Here is a 1292-nt window from a genome sequence, read left to right as displayed (position 1 = left end):
CCAATGCCCCATGCCCAATGCCCAATGCCCAATGCCCAATGCCCAATGCCCAATGCCCCATTCCCCATTTTCTAGAACATATCAGCAGGGTCAGCACCTTGAAGTTTGCGGGTAGCGATCGCTCCGGAAATTGCACACATTATGATAGTCAACACCAACACCTGTAATCCCCGAATTGCAGTCATGTACATCGGCAAATTTGTAGCACTGCGAGTCAGTTGGTAAAGTGCCAAGGATACACCCATTCCCGGAAAGAAGCCTAACGCTGCTAAAATCACTGCTTCTTCAAATACCACACCTAGCAAGTAGTAATGACGATACCCCATTGCTTTGAAGGTGGCATATTCTCTAATGTGGGAATTCACATCTGTGGAGAGGACTTGATAGACGATAATCACTCCCACCACGAATCCCATGGATACACCTAGGCTGAAAATAAACCCAATTGGGGAGTTTGTTCTCCAAAAGTTGTTCTCAAATTCAATAAATTCGGCGTTGGTCAGTACTTTGACATCATCTTTCAAGTAGTCTTTTAAGACTGCTGCTACCTTTTTTGGGTCGTAGCCTGGTTGTACTTGAATCAAACCTAAACTGACACTGCTTGAGTTGCGCCGAGGAAATAGCCGCAAAAGATTCTGATCGCTGGTGATTAAGCTGCCATCAGTTCCAAAGGAAGCCCCAACTTTAAATAAACCACTAATGGTAATCGTACGTCCTTCTATTTCGGTAGTCAGAGTTTTACCTTGGTCAATTTGGGCGATCGCTTTTTGATATTCTCCTCTAGCACCACGGTCAAATAAAACGGTATTCGGTAGCTTAATCGTTTGCAATTGCTGGTTAACATCTGATAAGTCAAAGGCTGGCTTATCTGGATTGAACCCAATCAGTAATACTCCCGTCTCACGAAGTGTTTGGGGATTTTTCCATATTATGTAATTGAAATACATTGCTTGTGCAGACTTCACCCCTGGTATGTCCATTGCCTGGTATAGTCGCCGACGAGAAAATGTAGACAGCCCTTGCAGATTACGTGCTTGTGGACTCATTAAAACAATGTCTGCCTGTAAACTGCGATGCAATCTGGTGTTACTGTCATACAGCGCAGTTTGAAAGCCTAGTTGCATGAACATTAAAACATCAGCAAAGGCAATACCTGACAAAGCTACCAACAGACGACTTTTTTCATGACTCAGTTGCAGCCATCCTAGAGGTGTTCGCTGCCACAGTTGTTGGAGTAGTCTCATCATACATACGAGGTGCTGAGTGGGCAGGGGGCAGGGGGCATCGGGCAG

1 protein-coding gene is annotated in these 1292 nt (G+C 45.0%); it reads right to left on the bottom strand.

Features of this window, described 5'->3' with window-relative positions; all coding sequences use genetic code 11:
• Nucleotides 1-71: 71 nt before the first annotated feature.
• Nucleotides 72-1247 (bottom strand): ABC transporter permease DevC, encoded by a 1176-nt coding sequence (devC, locus tag IQ246_RS29700; RefSeq protein WP_370588587.1) that lies wholly within the window; start codon nt 1245-1247, stop codon nt 72-74.
• Nucleotides 1248-1292 lie beyond the last annotated feature (45 nt).

The organism is aff. Roholtiella sp. LEGE 12411 (assembly GCF_015206995.1).
Lineage (GTDB): Bacteria > Cyanobacteriota > Cyanobacteriia > Cyanobacteriales > Nostocaceae > Komarekiella.
The sequence above is the reverse complement of the archived record's forward strand: the minus strand, read 5'-3'. Positions and strand labels throughout refer to the sequence as shown.